The following is a 15,408-nucleotide window of genomic DNA, read 5'->3' as shown; positions in this document are numbered from 1 at the left end:
TTACTCCTTAGTTAAGGATATTAGGAATCGCGAGACGAAATGGGGTTATCTCAGTGGTAAATTGATTGCCGTTTTCATCAAGGAAAATGTACTGTCCCTGCATTACACCGAAAGGTGTTTCGATAGCGGTTGCGCTGGTATAACTATATTCGTCATCACTTTTGATGTGAGGTTGTTGACCAACAACGCCATCGCCTTCAATCGTCAGCTGTTTTTCATTGGCGTCGGTAATTAACCAGCGGCGACTTAATAGCTGTACGGTTTGGTTACTTAGGTTTTTTATGGTGATGAGGTACGCGAAAATATAGTGGTTTTTTTCAGGGGTAGATTGTTCTTCCACGTATTTAGTTTGCACGTGAATTTGGATGCTAGGAATAGGCTCAATCATGATCACTCCCGATCAGTCGTGCGCTTATAAAATTCAGCCCTTAGCTATTAATAACGATAGTAGCTATCAATAATAATAGGAAAAGGGCTGAGTAAAGAGGTTTAGTGATTCGCTTCTAACCAGTTTGCCATATCAACAAACTGTTCTAAGGTTAGGTTTTCGGGGCGTACACTAGGGTTGATACCAAGCTCTTCAAGTATTTCTTTATCAATTAGGCCTTTATAACAGTTACGAACTGTTTTTCTGCGTTGATTAAAGCCTTCACGACAGACGCGATCTAACCACTTCAAGTCTTTTGCTGGATAAGGCAGAACCTCATACGGCATCAAACGAACAACCGCCGAATCTACTTTTGGTGGCGGAATAAAGGCTGTTGGTGGTACTTCTAGTACTGGCGTTACTTTACAGTAGTACTGAGCCATTACAGTTAGGCGGCCATATGCTTTGCTACCAGGGCCTGCAGCTAAACGGTTAACTACTTCTTTTTGAAGCATAAAGTGCATGTCTTGGATGTCTTTATGAAACTCAAAAAGGTGAAACATCAACGGTGTCGAGATGTTATACGGTAGGTTACCGAAAATACGTAACTTATTGTTAGGCTTAACGAGCTGCTCGAAGTCAAACTTCATAGCATCGCCTTCATGAATCGTTAGCTTATCTGCTAGGTCTGGGTGGTTACGCAGACGTTCTGCTAGATCTCTATCTAATTCAATGACGGTAAACTTGTCGACAAGCTTACCAACAGGTTCTGTTATTGCACCTAAACCAGGGCCGATCTCTACTAGGTTTTGACCTGGTAAAGGGTTTATGCCTGAAACGATACCATCAATAATATATGGATCATTTAGGAAGTTTTGACCAAAACGTTTACGCGCTTTGTGCCCTAAGTGGACATCATTTCTCATATTTTTCTCGAGTTTCGTGCTAAATCGCATTAATTAGATTGTTTATCTACCAATTCAATCGCGTGAGTAAGAGCAGTTTTAAAGCTCCCCGTATCCGCTTTGCCAGTCCCTGCAAGGTCGAGTGCAGTACCGTGATCAACCGATGTTCTTATAAAGGGTAGACCAAGAGTAATGTTTACGGATTGACCGAAGCCTTTGTATTTCAATACAGGGAGGACTTGGTCATGATACATGCCTAAGACAGCATCAGCTTGCTCTAAGTATTTCTCATTGAAGATGGTATCGGCAGGTAGTGGGCCGATTAAGTTAATTCCATCTCTTTGACGAATTTTATCTAGTGTTGGTGTTATTGTTTCTATCTCTTCACGGCCTAGGCAGCCATCTTCGCCTGCATGAGGGTTTAAACCACATACATAAATAGAAGGTTTCTCTATTGCAAATTTTTCGACTAAATCTTGATGAAGGATATGAATGATCTTTTCAAGTCGCTCTTCTGTCACTGCTTTTGATACGTAAGCTAAAGGAATATGCGTTGTTACTAGTGCAACTCGCAAGCCTTCAGTTGCTAGCATCATCACCACAAGTGGTGTATTTGACTTCTCAGCAAAGAATTCGGTGTGCCCACTAAAAGCAACACCCGCTCGATTAATCACCCCCTTGTGAACAGGGCCGGTGACAATAGCATCAAATTCACTATTCATACAGCCTAATGCGGCTCTTTCTAGCGTTTTTAATACGTAGTGGCCGTTGGCTTCATCAAGCTTTCCTGCTTCACAAGGTGCATTTAGTGCAATATGATCGATAACGAGCGAACCTGCTTGTTGAGGTGTAACTGGAAGATCAGCATTGTAATCGACCAGCTGTACATCGATAGCAAGCTGCTTTGCTCTTTGTTCAATCAGAGACTTATCAGCACAAACAACAATTTGATGTCCCCAGTTCTCTTGCGAGAGGGCTAAAACGAGATCGGGCCCAATACCAGCTGGCTCACCCGCTGTGACCACGATACGTTTAATTGTCATCGTTATCTGCCTCAACCATCTCAACAAAGGCACTCGCACGTAGCTCTTGCAGCCATGCGCTCGCTTCTTCGTTAAACTTACGGTTGAACAAAATACCGTAGGCTCTATTTTTCAGTGCGGAATCGGTTCTATCGACTTCACGACGGTCGATGACTTCAACAATGTGCCAGCCATGAACGGTTTTAAACGGTTCGCTAATCTGGCCAACAGGAAGCGTTTCGACTTGGTGTTTGAACTCTGGAACATAAAGGTCAGGCGTTTGGTAACCCAATTCACCATCTTGAACCGCAGAACCCGGGTCTTGACTGTACTGTTGAGCTAAATCGCCAAAGGTCGCTTCGCCACTTAGTACCTGTCTTGTAATTTCAAGAAGATCACGCTGTACGCCTTCATCACTTAAGATAACCGTTGGCTTAATAAGAATATGACGAGCATTTACTTCTGTAACCGCAACAACTTCTAGGCCTTTAACATCGTCAATTTTTAGAATATGGAAACCAATACCACTACGGAAAGGACCAATAATGCTGCCTTTGTTTTGCAGTTTTATTTGGTCGGCAAAAATGGTTGGCATCTCTTCTTTGCGCATCCAGCCCCAATCACCACCTTCTAAAGCTTTTGGCCCTTTAGAGTAGGTGTAAGCCATGGTTTTAAAGTTTTCACCATCATTGAGTTGCTTAACCAGATCATTTGCCTGCTCTTCTAGCTCTGATTTCTCTTGTTCATCAGTAAAACGGAGCTGAATATGGCTTACTTTATATTGAACCGTTGCGTTGGTTTCTTGCGCCAAGATATCAGCAAGATTCTCAACTTCTGCTGGAAGGATATTGATGCGGCGGCGAACGAGTGCATTACGAGCTTCACTGGCGGCAATTTCTTTACGAACTTGCTCACGAAAGGCTGCGTAAGTGAGACCTTCTTTCTCAACCGATGCAGTAAGCTGTGCGATTGTTTGCTCGTTTTTCTCTGCAATATCTGCAATAGCTTCATTCAGGCGATTATCATCAATACGAACGCCAAGACGCTCTGCTTCTTGCTGCTGAATGGTATCGACAATCAATTTTTCTAGCACTTGCTCTCGTAATATATCTTCATCAGGCAGTGCTTGTTCGCTGTCTTTTGCATTGGCGTGCAGAGTTTTAAAGGCTGTATCAATGTCACTTTGTAGTACAACGCCTTCATTAACGATAACGGCAATTTTATCCAGTGCCACAGGCTCTGCATTTACACTTGCAGCAGTTATACTGGTGATACTGCCAAGCAGGATCTGTTTCCACAGTTTCATTTGAAATCCTATAAGTCATTACTGGCTGCGGGTAAATATCCACGTCAGCCAATATTTAAAATTATTAGTTATTTAAGAAGAATGGTCGACCGTAACCTAGTGCATTCCCTGTGCTAGCAGCACCCGCGGCACTTGAATCTGAGCCAATAGTGGTACCAAAGCCGACAATACCGAAGTTGATACTGATATTCTCTTCATAGACAGGAGTCGCGTTTGGATTCGTAACGAAGTCACCATCCCAGCTAATTATCTGATTACTAAATGTAAAGCCGATATACCAACAATCAGATCGGTAGCGAATATTAGCTAACCACTCTAAGTTCTCTTCGGTGGTTAAGTCATAAAAGTATTGTGCGCTTGCATTCCATTTTCGGCTAATTTGGTAGCCACCTAGTAAGCCAACCTGAGAGATACCATCTTTGGTGATTGAATCAACGCTGAAATCAACTGTATCTTCCAAATACTCTTTCGTAACATAACGATAGTTGGTTTGAAGATATCCACCGCTAAAGCGATATTCTAGTGTGCTGTTACCTAGTTGCACTTCACTGGAGTCGATATCGTACTGAATACCACCATGATAGAAAAGATAATCATCGTAGTTAAAATCTACCTCCACAGCCCAAGCCGAATAGTTAGATGGTGATGATTCTTCTTCCGAGGCGCTTAGTGAAGAGTTTTTAGTATCTTTGTCTAGATAGAAAATTTGCCCAAAAGAGACATTTAGACGCTCTTTATAGGCATCATCGAAAAATCGAGAGGAAGCGCCATAGCTAAATTGATTGGCTGCAGCGATTTTATCAACACCACTATATTTTCGGCTACGAAAAAGGCCGTAGTAATCAGTTTGAAGTAGTGTTGTATCATAGTCTCCAATAGCGCTTTGATCTTCTTCTGGTACATATAAATACTGTACTTGAGGCTCAAGTGTTTGGGTGTAGCTCTCAAAGATCGTGGTATCGCGCTCTAGTACAACTCCGGCGTGGGTTCGAAATTCTGGTATTAGTCGTGATACACTTTCTTCTAAATCTGGATTTGATACATCATCTAGATCTTGTTGATAATAAGTACCTAAAAGCCTAGCCTCTGTAGTCCAAGTCCCCCATGTATTAGCAAGAGGTACGGTTACCCCCGGTTCAATATGAACACGCACTGCAGAAGGACTGTCATCCGCATCTGTTTCAAATCGAGAAATATGGCTAATCAAATCAAAATCGAGATGTTTCATAACCTCTGGTGCGTAGTAGTTAAACTCAAGCTGAGGCATCAAGCGATAGGGTAAGTTTCCACTAGTGGTAAGAACCTGAAAATCACGAACTAAGACTGAGGCATCCCAAGACTCGCTACGGTAAGTTGCTTGCCCCTCTTGAAGAAGTTGCCCATCTTCACGGTTACCAATGCTAGAGTCTATATGGCTAAAGTAATAAATATCACTGACTTGTGAATAATCAATCTCAAACTTCCAAGCCTGTTGGAAGATGCCACTGTGTTCATACTGAAAGCCCCAACGATCGCCATAATCGGTGTATTTTTTATCATCAGGTAAGTACTCAGACTTGATATTACCAGCACCTAAATCAGATAGGTATCGGAACTCACTGTTTAGCTGTGTTCCACGTTCTTGCATATATTTAATGGTGGTTTCTAGGTCGTAGTTTGGCGCTAAGTTCCAATAAACTGGAACCTCCATCTCAAAACCATCACTTGAACCATAGCTGACAGTTGGGTACAAGAAGCCCGTTTTACGTGTATCACCAATAGGGACAGTTAAAAATGGCAGGTAGAAAACAGGGACACTTTGGATCTCAAAGCGTGGATTATAAAAGGTGGCTATTTCTTCATTTTGGTCAATATCGATACTAGTAGCACGCATTCTCCAAGCGTTATCACCTTCTGGACACGAGGTAATACTGCCATCTTCAATCTCATAAACCGCCTTACCCGTTTTAGCCATATACACGGCTTCGCCACGACCTGGTTCACAAAGGAAATTATATTGGGTGTTTTCTGCGGTCAGCTCATCGGTTGTTAGGTCATTGGTTGCTTTGTCAGAAATGGTTTTAATTTCACCATCACTGAAGTGAACATTTCCTTTGGCCACAACAATATTATCGACTTGGTGAAGCGTTACTTCATCAGCGGTCATACGTTTTTTACCTTGGGTAATAATCACATCGCCTTTATAGACTGATTTTTGATTATTTAGTGCTTCAAGGCTATTTGCTTCAACATCAATTGGCAGCTCATTTGGATTTTCTGCCTCAGGTCGATTGACCAAGCATTGGTCAATAGGGTCTAATATTTGGCATTGTCCGAAAGCAGGCATTTCTTGCACGTCATCATCGAGTACTGTCTCAGCATGAGTCTGAGGCACTAACATGGCAGTACTGATTGAAGCGGCTAATAAAGTGCGGGGAAAAAATGGCATCGAGTTTTACTGTCCTGTTGAACTTGATTTATCCGGTGAATGGGTTCCGAATATAAAAATACGGTCCTATCATAAAGGAATTTCATGCTTACGGCACTATCAGACCACTTAGTGGCAAAAAAATTCACAGATTGAGAGCACATAATGCATATTTTTGGCAAATTCCTCGGCGCTTTTTTTGGCTTCTTGTTTGGTGGCGTGTTTGGATTGTTTTTTGGACTGTTCATTGGTCACCAGTTTGATAAAGCCCGCCGTTTGAGCCGTGCTGGTTTTAGAGGTGGAGCTTTTGGTTCTGGCCCGAGTCAAACAGAGCGACAAGATGAGTTCTTTAAAGCTGCATTTGCCGTTATGGGGCACGTGGCTAAAGCTAAAGGTCAGGTTACAGCACAAGAAATTCAACTAGCGACCACTATGATGGAACGAATGAATCTGCATGGTGAACAGCGCCGTGCTGCACAAAATGCGTTTCGTGAAGGTAAAGAATCAGGATTCCCATTAGACAGTGTTCTCGAGCGAGTTAAAATTTCCGCTGCAGGGCGTTTTGATTTACTACAGTTCTTTCTTGAGCTTCAAATATCCGCTGCGTTTGCGGATGGAGAGGTTCACCCAAGCGAGCGTAATGTTTTACATAAGATAGCCCAAGGTTTAGGCTTTTCATCAGCGCAACTTGAACAGCGTTTACGCATGCAAGAAGCTGCTTTTCGTTTTCAACATGGCGGGCATGGAGGTCATCAACAATCTGGTGCTTGGCAACAAGAAAACCAAGCTGATCATTTAGCGGCAGCTTATGAAGTCTTGGGCGTCAGTGAAACGGCTGAATCGAAAGATATAAAGCGAGCTTATCGTAAATTAATGAATGAACACCACCCAGATAAGCTGATGGCAAAAGGTTTACCACCTGAGATGATGAACGTGGCGAAAGAGAAGTCACAGGAAATTCAGAATGCCTATGATTTGGTTAAAAAGGTAAAAGGCTTTAAATAAGCTCTTTTGCGTTTTAGATAAACAACTAACCAGATAAAACAAAAAGGCGAGCATTCTATATAAAATAGTGCTCGCCTTCTTCATTTTATTGTTCGCAAGAACTGTTGTCGTGATTATTTACGAACGGCAATCGCTTCAATTTCAATACCAACATCTTTTGGTAAACGAGCTACTTCAACGCATGAGCGAGCAGGGTAGTGAGCCACGTTGTGCTCATCAAAGAATGCACCGTAAACTTCATTCACTGCGCCAAAGTCATTCAAGTCTTTTACGAAAACCGTTAATTTTACGATGTCTTTTACGGTTAAGCCTGATGCTTCAACTACCGCTTTAACATTTTCCAGAGACTGACGAGCCTGCTCTGTGATTTTAGGAGAAACTTCACCCGTTACTGGGTTTACTGGGATTTGACCTGAAGTTAGAACCATGTTGCCAAGGTCTACACCTTGAATGTATGGGCCGATTGCTGCAGGTGCTGAGTCAGTATGAAGAACTTTAGTCATGTGATTGATTCCGTCAGTAGAAGGGAAAATAGGCGATCAGTTTGCCGTGAAACTATCCTTACGTAAAGGAAAACAGCGTAAAGGAAACGGCACAATAGAACAGGTAGAAAAGAAAAACCCTCAGGTATTTATCACTATTTTTAGTAATGAATACAAAAGGGATTTAATTGATAGACAGCGTGAATGTTAAAGTCGTCACGAAGAGATAGAACGCGACTCTAACTATCTTTCTGTCACGACTTCTCGTGAGAATACCTTTTCACAGTATTTGCATTTAAGACGAATCTCAGCATTTTTTTCAATGACACTAAAGCTACTTTCTACAGGCTCATTGTGAGTAATACAGTTGCTGTTAGGGCATTCGAATACATCGTTTACTTGTTTTGGTAATTCTAAAACTAGCTTCTTCGCTACTTGGTATTCTTCAATTTGGTTCACGGTCGCGTGGGGTGCATAGAGTGCAAGCTTGCTTGCTTGGTCTTCATTGATAAAAACATTTTCAATCTTAAGCAGATCTTTCGCGCCTAGCGCTGATGATGGAAGGTTTAGACCAACCGTAACGCGTTGATTGGAATTATGCATATCAAATAGACGTAGAACTTTGATACCAACTTGAGCGGGTATATGGTCAATAACGGTGCCATTTTTAATTGCTTCAACCTGCAATTGAGTTTCTTTCGACATAGTAGTTTCCTCTATTACAGTTAAAGTGATTCATTTAGAACGAGAGCAAGTAGCGCTTCACGAGCGTAGACACCATTTTCAGCCTGCTCAAAGAAGTAGGCGTGCGGCGTTTTATCGACATCAGTGGTGATCTCATCCACACGTGGCAGTGGGTGAAGAACTTTCAAGTTCTCACGAGCGTTTTCAAGCATGCTTGCTTTTAGGATGTACGCGGATTTGATGTGTGCATATTCCGATTCGTCAAAACGCTCTTTTTGCACACGAGTCATATAAAGAATATCAAGCTCAGGAATCACTTCTTCCATATCTATATGAAGGCTGTAGTTGATACCTGCTTCGTCTAGTTCTTCACAAATGTAGTCAGGCATAGCCAGAGCTTCAGGTGCGACAAAGAAGAAGCGTACATTGGTAAACTTAGCGAGAGCTTGAGTTAGCGAGTGAACCGTACGACCATATTTTAGGTCACCAACAAAAGCGACGTTAAGGTTATCTAGTCGACCTTGAGTTTCGGCGATACTAAACAGATCAAGAAGAGTTTGAGTTGGATGTTGGTTTGCACCGTCACCAGCGTTAATAACTGGCGTGCCATTTGAGAACTCAGAAGCAAGGCGAGCAGCACCTTCTTGAGGGTGACGCATGACAAAGGCATCAACGTAAGAGGAAATCACTTGCACCGAGTCAGCCAGAGTTTCGCCTTTTTTCGCTAGGGAAGTGTTACCGCCACTATCAAAACCGATAACATCGCCACCAATACGTTGGATAGCAGTTTCAAATGAAAGGCGTGTACGAGTTGAAGGCTCGAAGAAGCAACTAGCGATTACTTTGTTCTTAATCAGTTCAGGTTGAGGATGAGATTTCAACTGACCTGCCGTATCAACTATCAGTTCCAGTTCTTCACGAGAGAGTTCTGGAATAGAGATAATGTGCTTATTATAAAGCGTGTTTGTCATGTTCTTCTTCCCTATCTTGAATGTTCTTAAAGCCACAAAAAAGCCCCCCAATAATGGGAGGCTTTAAAAATCGAGAGAATTACAGAAACCAATGACAGCAAAGCTAGGCTTGGAAACCCATCGTAGCTTGCGGTTTTTATATCGCTGAATTGTGCACGACATCGGTGCCATCATTTCATAATCCTCTGACAAATTGCCGAGCATTATACGCCTTCGTTTTGTCAGCGCAAGCGATTACGTCAAGCTTTCCTTTAGTAGGTAGTACTCCACTAGTTGCCTAATGTAGCAACCATGATCGCCTTAATAGTATGCATGCGGTTCTCTGCTTCATCGAACACAATAGAGTGCTCTGATTCAAACACTTCTTCTGTTACTTCTAGGCCATTCATACCGTATTTCTCAGAGACTTCTTTACCAATGACCGTTTCATCATTATGAAACGCAGGTAGGCAGTGCATGAATTTCACATCCGCATTTTCAGTCAAGGCTAAGGTTTGGCTATTGATTTGATAAGGCGTCATTTTTGCTACACGCTCATCCCACGCTTCAGCGGCTTCACCCATAGAAACCCAAACATCAGTATAAAGGAAGTCACACTCTTTCACGCCTTCTTCGACGTTCTCAGTCAAGGTGATTTTTGCTCCAGTCTGAGTGGCTATTTCTTGGCAAGTTTTTACCAGTGAGGCTTCAGGCCAAAACTCTTTGGGTGCGACAAGGCGAATGTCCATGCCCATTTTAGCGGCACCAACCATGAGTGAATTACCCATGTTGTTACGAGCATCACCCAGATAAGCAAAACTGATTTGATGCAGGAGCTTTCCTTTGCCGTGCTCAAGCATAGTGAGGAAGTCAGCCAAAATTTGGGTTGGGTGGAATTCATCCGTTAAGCCATTCCATACAGGAACGCCAGCGTGAGCGCCCAGCTCTTCAACAATTTCTTGGCCAAAACCGCGGTATTCAATGCCGTCATACATGCGCCCTAAAACTCGGGCCGTGTCTTTCATTGATTCTTTTTGACCGATCTGAGAACCAGAAGGACCAAGGTAAGAGACCTGAGCGCCTTGGTCAAAAGCGGCTACTTCAAAGGCGCAACGAGTTCGTGTTGAGGCTTTTTCAAAGATCAGAGCAATGTTCTTTCCACTCAGTTTCTTTTGTTCGGTTCCTGAGTATTTTGCTTTTTTTAAATCAGCAGAAAGATCGATCAAAAACTGAATTTCTTTGGGGGTAAAGTCGAGCAGTTTAAGAAAGTTACGATTACGTAAATTGAAAGCCATTGGGTTAATCCTTAAGAGAACTGTTTCTTGAGGAATAGTAAAACATATAAATGCATTAAATGTGAATAATTATTTTAAAAATAAAGCGAGATATCTTAGATGGTAGATAGATACCTCGCTTATTGTTTACTGATGAGCCAATGCTACTTGGTTTAAAATTACATATTCTCTTCAGCGAACTCGGCTAAGCGGCTACGAACGACGCCATTTAAGTGGATATTGGCACTGCCTTCAAAGTTCTTAAATCTCTCCACCATGTAGGTGAGTCCTGATGTGACGGGAGTGAGATAGTGAGAGTCAATCTGAGCAAGATTTCCTGAGCAGACTATCTTGGTTCCTTCACCGCAGCGCGTAATGATGGTTTTTATCTGTGAAGCGGTTAGGTTTTGACACTCATCCAATAAGACAAAGGCATTCTGAATTGAACGGCCACGCATGAAGTTAATCGACTTAAATTGAATGTTTGCTTTATCGCATATGTATTTCATTGACCCTTCAGTGCAATGATCATGCTTGTGCAGCGCTTCAAGTGTATCAGTGACGGCGGCGAGCCAGGGCATCATCTTCTCTTCTTCACTACCGGGTAAGAAGCCAATCGACTCACCAATGTCTGGCGTATTCCGAGTAACAATGATTTTATCGAACATTTTGTTTTCTATGGTTTGTTCTAGTGCTGCAGCCATTGCCAGTAGAGTTTTACCACTTCCCGCAGCCCCAGTTAGAATGACCAGATCAATATCTGGGTCAAGTAGGGCATCCATAGCCATGCCTTGGTAGATATTTTTCGGTGTAATGTCCCATGCTCGTTTGTGCATCATGCGCTCACGGCTGAGGTCTTGCAGTGTGAGACTATCGTCGGAAATCTCAGCGACTCTGGCGGCAAAGTCACTCTCTTGATCGATAATGTATTGATTGATAAAGGTCGGTTCAAAAGGTTCTCTACTAAGAGTATGGAAGGTCTTCCCACCTAGAGACTTACTTTCTACCTCTTCAACATCATCCCAGAATGCGCCTTCACGTTGTTGAAATCCTTTGGTGAGGTATTGAACGTCATCAATGAGCTGATCAGTACGGTAATCCTCAACAAAACGTACCCCCGCACCTTTAGCGCGTAAGCGCATATTGATGTCTTTGGTGATTAAGATGACTTCGCGTGGAGCGTGCTTGGTTTGTAAATCGAGCACCGCGTTGAGAATGCGATTATCTCCGGCTTTATCAGCAAAGGCTTTGACCGTTTCTTGCAACTCAAAGTCAGCCATAATGGAAATCGTACCCGTTGCCGAAATGTCTTTTGAGAAACGAATACCTTCTGATATTTCATCGGGTGAGGCATCGCGGAAAAGGTCTTCTAAAGCTCGAATGGCGACACGTGCATCACGAGCAACGTCTCGCTTACTGTCTTTAATTCGGTCAAGCTCTTCGAGGACTGTCATTGGAATGAGCACGTCGTGCTCTTGAAAGGAGTATATGGCAAAAGGTTCGTGAAGAAGGATGTTGGTATCAAGGACAAACAGTTTCCGATCGGTATCAGTCATAAGCGTCTCCTTGCCGAAGTTCGGCATTGCTTTGCAATCATTGCTTGCAGAAGGGGACAGAGTCATAACGCGCTTTGTAGGAGTGTCGCTCTGTACACTAACATCTGCAAATCCGTGTTGATCTATTTCTATACCTATGAACAGCATGTTTTGTGCCAAAATTGAACATTTAGACTCAAAATTATGCGTATTCATTAACGAGTATAGCAACACTCAAATACACAAATGACATGCTTTTCTTACAGTTTGATGGCGGACTAACTTCTGTCAAAAAATCCGAGGATACCTCGTGACCTACATCACAGCTTCAAGTAAGATTAGCGACCTTTTTGGGTGCGGAATTTTCACTATAATTATCTTTTGATAATCCTTTTTATACTCGCGCCGAAATACAAACTAAAATAACAAAGAATATTTTCAACTTAGAATAATGAGGTAGTCGATTCATGACATTTGCTTTGGGCCAGCGTTGGATTAGCGATACGGAAAGCGATTTAGGTTTAGGTACCGTGGTAGCAATGGATGCTCGTACAGTGACAGTAATGTTTGCTGCAGCAGAAGAAAACCGAGTCTATGCGCGCAGTGATGCTCCCGTAACCCGAGTGACATTTAATGTCGGTGATGTCGTTGAAAGCCAAGAAGGCTGGTCTGTTAAGGTTGAACAAGTTGAAGAAAATAAAGGCATTTATTTTTATCTTGGTACACGAACGGATAACGAAGAAGAGGTGATGCTAAGAGAGATCATGCTCAGCAATAATATCCGCTTCAACAAGCCTCAAGATAAGCTGTTCGCTGGCCAAGTTGATCGTATGGATAACTTTGTGCTGCGTTATAAAGCGTTGACCAATCAGTTTGAACAGCACAAAAGCCCAATGCGCGGTTTATGTGGTATGCGTGCAGGTTTGATCCCTCACCAGCTTTACATTGCCCATGAAGTGGGTCGTCGTCACGCTCCTCGCGTTTTACTTGCCGATGAAGTTGGCCTAGGTAAAACCATTGAAGCAGGTATGATCATTCACCAGCAAGTGCTATCGGGCAGTGCTGAACGTATTCTTATCGTTGTGCCAGAGACACTTCAGCATCAATGGCTGGTTGAAATGATGCGTCGCTTCAATCTGCATTTCTCTATTTTTGATGAAGAACGTTGTATTGAAGCGTTTGCAGAAGCAGAGAACCCATTTGATACTCAGCAATACGTATTGTGTTCTTTGGACTTTATCCGTAAAAGCCGTCGCCGCTTTGAACAAGCATTGGATGCTGACTGGGATCTGCTGGTTGTTGATGAAGCGCACCACCTAGAGTGGAGCCAAGAGAAACCAAGTCGCGAATATCAAGTGATTGAAGGGCTAGCTGAAAAAACAGCTGGAGTACTTCTACTTACCGCAACACCTGAACAGCTAGGTCGAGAAAGTCACTTTGCTCGTTTACGTCTACTTGATCCTGACCGTTTTTATGATTACGACACCTTCGTTCAAGAGGAAGATCAGTACGCGCCTGTTGCGGATGCTGTCTCAGCACTTTTCTCTGGCCATAAGTTAGAGAATGAAGCGAAGAATCAAATTACTGAGCTGTTATCTGAGCAAGATGTCGAGCCATTGTTCCGCATTATTGAAAACGATGAGCATGAAGAAGCGAAAGCAACAGCTCGCCAAGAGCTTATTGATAATCTAATGGACCGCCATGGTACGGGCCGAGTACTGTTTAGAAATACTCGCGCTGCGATTAAAGGCTTCCCTAAGCGAAATGTTCACCTGCTTCCTATGGAGATTCCTTCTCAATACGCGACGTCAATGCGTGTATCTGGCTTGATTGGCGGCAAAATGTCACCTCAAGCTCGCGCATTAAAAAATCTTTACCCAGAAGAGATCTTCCAAGAATTTGAAGGTGATGATGCAAGCTGGTGGCAGTTTGATTCACGTGTGAATTGGTTGATTGAAAAGGTGCAGGAAAAACGCAGCGAAAAAATCTTAGTCATTGCTTCTCGCGCAAGTACAGCTCTGCAGCTTGAACAGGCTCTGCGTGAGCGTGAAGGCATTCGTGCAACGGTTTTCCACGAAGGTATGTCGATTATTGAACGTGATAAAGCAGCGGCTTACTTTGCTCAGGAAGAGGGCGGTGCACAAGTTCTCCTATGTAGTGAAATAGGATCTGAAGGGCGTAACTTCCAGTTTGCTAATCAGCTTGTAATGTTTGATCTACCGTTTAACCCAGACTTGCTTGAGCAGCGTATTGGTCGCTTGGACCGTATTGGTCAAGAGCGTGATATTGATATTCATGTGCCGTATCTACAAGGAACGTCTCAGGCGATCCTTGCTCGTTGGTTTGATGAAGGCTTGAATGCATTTAGAGAAACCTGTCCAACAGGGCGCGCAGTGTACGACAAGTACTCTGATACACTCGTTGATATGTTAGCTTCAGGTAACATTGAAGAGCTAGACGACGTTATTTCTGAATCTGCCAAGTTAAATAAAGAGCTTAAATCTCAATTAGAACATGGCCGTGACCGATTGCTTGAGATGCACTCGAATGGTGGTGAAAAAGCGCAGGCGATTGTCGATACCATTTCAGCGACAGATGGCGATACTAATTTAGTAAGCTTTGCACTTAGCCTGTTCGATACGATTGGTTTAAACCAAGACGATAAAGGTGAAAATGCGTTAGTTGTTACTCCTTCTGAACATATGATGGTGCCAAGCTACCCTGGCTTACCTTATGAAGGCGCGACGATTACTTTTGATCGTGAAACCGCACTGTCACGTGAAGATATGAACTTTATCAGTTGGGAGCACCCAATGATTCAAGGTGGTATCGATCTGCTTATGAGTGAAGGTGTTGGAGCCTCTGCGGTATCGCTTCTAAAAAACAAAGCATTACCTGTTGGTACGCTACTGCTTGAGCTTATTTATGTTGTGGACGCACAAGCACCAAAACGCAGTGGTATTACGCGATTCCTACCTCAAACACCAATTCGCCTGATGATGGATGGACGTGGTAACGATCTCTCTGCTCAGGTTGAGTTTGATAGCTTTAACCGCCAGCTAAGTCCCGTTAATCGCCATCTAGCAAGCAAGCTTGTCTCTTCGGTACAAAATGAAGTACATGCGTTGATTGAAGCGGGTGAAAACCTTGTAACTGATAACGTGGAAGCGGTTCGTGAGCAAGCGCAGCAAGAGATGCAAGCGAGCCTTAACGGGGAACTAGAGCGTCTACAGGCGCTGAAAGCAGTTAACCCGAACATTCGTGATGAAGAGATTGAAGCGATTGATGCACAAATTAAAGAGCTAACGGTCTACATTAGTAAAGCTCAGGTTCAATTAGATTCGCTACGCTTGATTGTGGTCAGTCATAATTAATCTAAGCATATTCAGATAAATAAACTCCGTTAAGAATAGGCCGGTTAAATCGGTATAATTGCTTCTAATAACAGCTATATAGCTGTTATTAGAAGCA

12 protein-coding genes are annotated in these 15,408 nt (G+C 42.9%); 2 read left to right on the top strand and 10 right to left on the bottom strand.

Translation table 11 applies throughout. From position 1 onward, the window contains the following. Positions 1-7 precede the first annotated feature (7 nt). The 5 genes from apaG to lptD form a co-directional block, all read right to left on the bottom strand. On the bottom strand, positions 8-388 hold the full coding sequence (gene apaG, locus L4C54_RS16795; RefSeq protein ID WP_428802567.1) for a Co2+/Mg2+ efflux protein ApaG: 381 nt from the start codon (positions 386-388) through the stop codon (positions 8-10). A gap of 101 nt (positions 389-489) precedes the next feature. Next, positions 490-1,293 carry a 16S rRNA (adenine(1518)-N(6)/adenine(1519)-N(6))-dimethyltransferase RsmA gene (gene rsmA / locus L4C54_RS16790; RefSeq protein WP_428802566.1) on the bottom strand — a complete coding sequence of 268 codons (804 nt, stop codon included), beginning with the start codon at positions 1,291-1,293 and terminating at the stop codon, positions 490-492. A 29-nt stretch (positions 1,294-1,322) separates the two neighbouring features. Then, positions 1,323-2,315 (bottom strand): 4-hydroxythreonine-4-phosphate dehydrogenase PdxA, encoded by a 993-nt coding sequence (gene pdxA / locus L4C54_RS16785; protein ID WP_428809087.1) that lies wholly within the window; start codon positions 2,313-2,315, stop codon positions 1,323-1,325. Further along, on the bottom strand, positions 2,305-3,600 hold the full coding sequence (gene surA / locus L4C54_RS16780; RefSeq protein WP_428809086.1) for a peptidylprolyl isomerase SurA: 1,296 nt from the start codon (positions 3,598-3,600) through the stop codon (positions 2,305-2,307). The genes pdxA and surA overlap by 11 nt, the downstream gene beginning before the upstream one ends. A 64-nt stretch (positions 3,601-3,664) precedes the next feature. Beyond that, a complete protein-coding gene (lptD, locus tag L4C54_RS16775; RefSeq protein ID WP_428809085.1) occupies positions 3,665-6,028 on the bottom strand; it encodes an LPS assembly protein LptD in 2,364 nt (787 codons plus the stop codon). 144 nt (positions 6,029-6,172) lie between these two features. Here lptD and djlA point away from each other — a divergent pair, with 144 nt between their 5' ends. Further along, complete coding sequence (djlA, locus tag L4C54_RS16770; protein ID WP_428809084.1) at positions 6,173-7,012, top strand: co-chaperone DjlA; 840 nt, start codon at positions 6,173-6,175, stop codon at positions 7,010-7,012. A gap of 113 nt (positions 7,013-7,125) precedes the next feature. Here djlA and L4C54_RS16765 read toward each other — a convergent pair whose 3' ends face one another. The 5 genes from L4C54_RS16765 to L4C54_RS16745 all read right to left on the bottom strand — a co-directional run bounded on the left by L4C54_RS16765 (position 7,126) and on the right by L4C54_RS16745 (position 11,958). Then, positions 7,126-7,515 carry a RidA family protein gene (locus L4C54_RS16765; protein ID WP_428809083.1) on the bottom strand — a complete coding sequence of 130 codons (390 nt, stop codon included), beginning with the start codon at positions 7,513-7,515 and terminating at the stop codon, positions 7,126-7,128. A gap of 222 nt (positions 7,516-7,737) precedes the next feature. Beyond that, a complete protein-coding gene (gene pyrI, locus L4C54_RS16760) occupies positions 7,738-8,199 on the bottom strand; it encodes an aspartate carbamoyltransferase regulatory subunit (RefSeq protein WP_428809082.1) in 462 nt (153 codons plus the stop codon). Positions 8,200-8,219: 20 nt separating this feature from the next. After that, entirely contained in the window at positions 8,220-9,149 is a 930-nt protein-coding gene (gene pyrB, locus L4C54_RS16755) for an aspartate carbamoyltransferase (protein ID WP_428809081.1), read from the bottom strand. A 269-nt stretch (positions 9,150-9,418) separates the two neighbouring features. Continuing rightward, complete coding sequence (gene argF / locus L4C54_RS16750) at positions 9,419-10,423, bottom strand: ornithine carbamoyltransferase (RefSeq protein ID WP_428809080.1); 1,005 nt, start codon at positions 10,421-10,423, stop codon at positions 9,419-9,421. A 158-nt stretch (positions 10,424-10,581) separates the two neighbouring features. Then, entirely contained in the window at positions 10,582-11,958 is a 1,377-nt protein-coding gene (locus tag L4C54_RS16745; protein ID WP_428809079.1) for a PhoH family protein, read from the bottom strand. Positions 11,959-12,404: 446 nt separating this feature from the next. Between L4C54_RS16745 and rapA the strand changes: the two genes are divergently transcribed. Beyond that, positions 12,405-15,311: an RNA polymerase-associated protein RapA gene (gene rapA, locus L4C54_RS16740; RefSeq protein WP_428809078.1), complete on the top strand. Its 2,907-nt coding sequence runs from the start codon at positions 12,405-12,407 to the stop codon at positions 15,309-15,311. The last annotated feature ends 97 nt before the right edge of the window (positions 15,312-15,408 follow it).

This window comes from Vibrio lamellibrachiae, assembly GCF_050337265.1.
GTDB classification, from domain to species: domain Bacteria; phylum Pseudomonadota; class Gammaproteobacteria; order Enterobacterales; family Vibrionaceae; genus Vibrio; species Vibrio kyushuensis.
The sequence above is the reverse complement of the archived record's forward strand: the minus strand, read 5'-3'. Positions and strand labels throughout refer to the sequence as shown.

Bases quoted from the DNA above. Each gene is read 5' to 3' on its own strand.
- apaG (WP_428802567.1), bottom strand. From the start codon at position 388: ATGATTGAGCCTATTCCTAGCATCCAAATTCACGTGCAAACTAAATAC.
- rsmA (WP_428802566.1), bottom strand. From the start codon at position 1,293: ATGAGAAATGATGTCCACTTAGGGCACAAAGCGCGTAAACGTTTTGGT.
- pdxA (WP_428809087.1), bottom strand. From the start codon at position 2,315: ATGACAATTAAACGTATCGTGGTCACAGCGGGTGAGCCAGCTGGTATT.
- surA (WP_428809086.1), bottom strand. From the start codon at position 3,600: ATGAAACTGTGGAAACAGATCCTGCTTGGCAGTATCACCAGTATAACT.
- lptD (WP_428809085.1), bottom strand. From the start codon at position 6,028: ATGCCATTTTTTCCCCGCACTTTATTAGCCGCTTCAATCAGTACTGCC.
- djlA (WP_428809084.1), top strand. From the start codon at position 6,173: ATGCATATTTTTGGCAAATTCCTCGGCGCTTTTTTTGGCTTCTTGTTT.
- L4C54_RS16765 (WP_428809083.1), bottom strand. From the start codon at position 7,515: ATGACTAAAGTTCTTCATACTGACTCAGCACCTGCAGCAATCGGCCCA.
- pyrI (WP_428809082.1), bottom strand. From the start codon at position 8,199: ATGTCGAAAGAAACTCAATTGCAGGTTGAAGCAATTAAAAATGGCACC.
- pyrB (WP_428809081.1), bottom strand. From the start codon at position 9,149: ATGACAAACACGCTTTATAATAAGCACATTATCTCTATTCCAGAACTC.
- argF (WP_428809080.1), bottom strand. From the start codon at position 10,423: ATGGCTTTCAATTTACGTAATCGTAACTTTCTTAAACTGCTCGACTTT.
- L4C54_RS16745 (WP_428809079.1), bottom strand. From the start codon at position 11,958: ATGACTGATACCGATCGGAAACTGTTTGTCCTTGATACCAACATCCTT.
- rapA (WP_428809078.1), top strand. From the start codon at position 12,405: ATGACATTTGCTTTGGGCCAGCGTTGGATTAGCGATACGGAAAGCGAT.